This is a genomic window from Streptomyces sp. NPDC003038 (assembly GCF_040611115.1).
In the GTDB taxonomy this organism is placed as follows: domain Bacteria; phylum Actinomycetota; class Actinomycetes; order Streptomycetales; family Streptomycetaceae; genus Streptomyces.
The window spans coordinates 1-2830 of sequence record NZ_JBEXNN010000095.1; the positions used below are offsets into that span (position 1 = coordinate 1).

The following is a 2830-nucleotide window of genomic DNA, read 5'->3' on the forward strand; positions in this document are numbered from 1 at the left end:
ACAACACCGCGAACTTCACAGAGAGTTGGTTACGAGCCTCGTCCGGGATGCGCATACCACAGCAACGAGCCTCAGAACGGGAAACAACACCTTGATTCCCCGCAAGCCCTTAGCTTGATCTTTAACGTCTGAGGTCGAACGATGCCTCGTACTTGATCACTCGGTTCGGTAACTGCCGTACGCAGAAGCGGCCTTCGTCTGGATGATGTGCTCCGACCAAGGAAACACTCACATCCAGCGCGAAGGCCGTGGGGATGAGTCTGCTGCATCACGTTGCCCGGCAAGAGGCATTGACGGAACTGTCACGCTTCCGGGGCGAGTTCTACTCCTGCCTGACCGCTCGTTCGGACGCATTGTTCGAGCTGACCGACGCGATCTTGTGCGGCGACGGGCCCGTTCGGTCACTACTGGCCGAACTGTCTCTGGTGGGTGAACACCGCCGCGGCCACGGAGGGCTCTACGCCGCCGTGGCCCGGGGCGGGGTGGACACCGTGCAGCTGCGACGGGTACTGGCCGGGGTGCCGCTGCCGAGGGCAGCCGACGGGCGGCTGGGCCTGGCCGTGGACGTGACCTGCTGGCTGCGGCCCGACGCGCACACCTCGCCGGAGCGGATCCTGTGCCACACCTACGGACGGGGCAAGGACCACCACATCCCGGTCCCCGGCTGACCGTACTCGGTCATCTGCGCGCTTGAGCCCGGCCGCAGCTCGTGGACCGCACCCCTGGACTGCCCGGGAACGACACCGCCACCGTCACCGCCCGGCAGCTGCGTGAACTCATCGAGCGGCTCATCACGGCCGGCCAATGGCAGGCCGGCGACCTGCACATCCTCGTCATCGCGGACGCCGGATACGACGCACCCCGCCTGGCCCACCTCCTGCGGGATCTGCCGGTCCGGATCCTGGCCCGGATGCGGTCGGACCGCGTCCTGCGCAGGACCGCCCCGCCCCGGCAGCCCCAGCGCCCGCCTCGGCACGGCGGCGAGATCGTCTTCGGCCAGGAAGACACCTGGGGCACCCCGGATGCCGAGACCGTGACCGACACCCGCCTCTACGGCACCGCCACCGCCCGCTCCTGGGACCGACTCCACCCCAAACTGACCCACCGCTCTTCCTGGGCCACCGGCGAGGGCACCCTCGCGGTCATCGAAGGGACCGTCATCCGCCTCGACATCGACCGCTGCCCAGCGGAGCAACCCCCAAGCCGGTCTGGCTGTGGTGGTCCGGCACCAATGCCGACCCCGCTGACATCAACCGGCTCTGGCAGGTTTACCTGCGGCGTTTCGATATCGAGCACACCTTCCGCCTGTTCAAGCAGACCCTCGGCTCGACCTCCCCGAAGATCCGCACGCCCGAAGCGGCGGACCGCTGGACCTGGCTGATCCTCGCCGCCTACACCCAGCTCAGGCTCGCCCGACCACTGGCAGCCGACCTGCGCCGCCCCTGGGAGAAACCCGCACCCGTCGAACGACTCACACCCGCCCGCGTCCGCCGGGACTTCCGGCACATCCGCCCGAAGACCACCTGCCCGGCCGGTGCACCGAAACCCTCCCGCCCCGGCCCCGGCAGGCCACCAGGCCGCAAGAACATCCGGCCCACCCCCCGACACGACGTGCACACAGTCCGCAAGACCGACACCACGAAACCGAAAACGAAGAAGTCGACGACCCCTCGCCCACGTCGCACAGGTTAAAGATCAAGTTAGGGCCCCGCGAACCTCTCGCCGGCCTGGAGCCGGATCCCCTCACGAAATGCCCGACGCTCAGCGGTCAGGCCCCCACCCTCTGGATACCTCACCCAACCGGCATACCGCAGGGATCAGAACCGTCACTACCCGACGACAACCCGAAAACTCAGTAACGGGGCAACCCTTCGCAGCCGGCCTACGCTGAGGCGCAGGCCGACGCCTGCCAGGAATGGGCGGCAGCATGTTAACCGGCGGTCGAGTCATCTCCCTGGCAGGGGCCAGTCGCGCACCCACCCGTTCGGCCGTGCAACACGCCCTCGATTTGCGCAACCCCCTTGCCAGCGTGAGCGTTGAATCCATGAACGACACGTATATATCAGGGTAGAGAGGCGGGCTGGCATGGGGTCTCTGGCGTGGTTACTAATTCCCTTCTTCACGGCGGTCGGAGCGGGTATATGGGGCAGACGGGCGCGCGACCGCACACGAGGTGACATACTCGAACTTGCAGAATATGCGAGATTTCGTGAAGCCATGGTCAGAGCCGACGAGGCCAAGTGAGAGTCAGAGACGCACACCGGCTCCGACGCCGTCTGAGACGTCCTAGTAGGGCTTGGTCAGGTTGGTTTGCGTGCGGGTATGTCGCGGTGACATGTGGGGCAGGCGCCGGCCCAGTACTACCAGGGCTGATTCATAGTCCTGACGGTGCGGAGAACCAGCAGGTCACAGGGATGTGAGGTCACAGGGATGTGGCGAACCTTCACTTCGGCAGTTCCGCACGCAATGAAGCTCCGATGATCAGGGAGACCTGTCAAGTCACCCGCCGATCACCGCAGCTCCGATGTGCCGCCAGTCTGCCATTGAGCTTGTTCAGGTTGGCCGCTGATCGGGTGATGGCGGGGTGGCGTAACAGTGGCGTAACAGGCGAGGCCCTCGGGCTGTTGAGCGGGATGTCTGACGTCCGTAGCTCTTCAACACGGGGGCCTCGTTGGTTCCTTATCCTGCCGTACTCGATGTCCCGCACGCCCTGGTCGAGTGGGTCACGATGCTGATCGTCACCCTCGAGGGTGACCGACGGTGCAAGCTGTCGCCGCCCCAGCGCGCACTGGTCGCACTGGTGTACTTGCGCAAGAACGACACCCTGAGA

Annotated in this window: 2 pseudogenes; both read left to right on the forward strand. The window is 65.9% G+C overall.

Features of this window, described 5'->3' with window-relative positions:
• The first annotated feature begins 254 nt into the window (after positions 1-254).
• Positions 255-1692, forward strand: a pseudogene (locus tag ABZX75_RS34140) (NF041680 family putative transposase).
• 979 nt (positions 1693-2671) lie between these two features.
• Positions 2672-2830 (forward strand): annotated as a pseudogene (locus ABZX75_RS34145) (IS5/IS1182 family transposase); the annotation flags it as partial.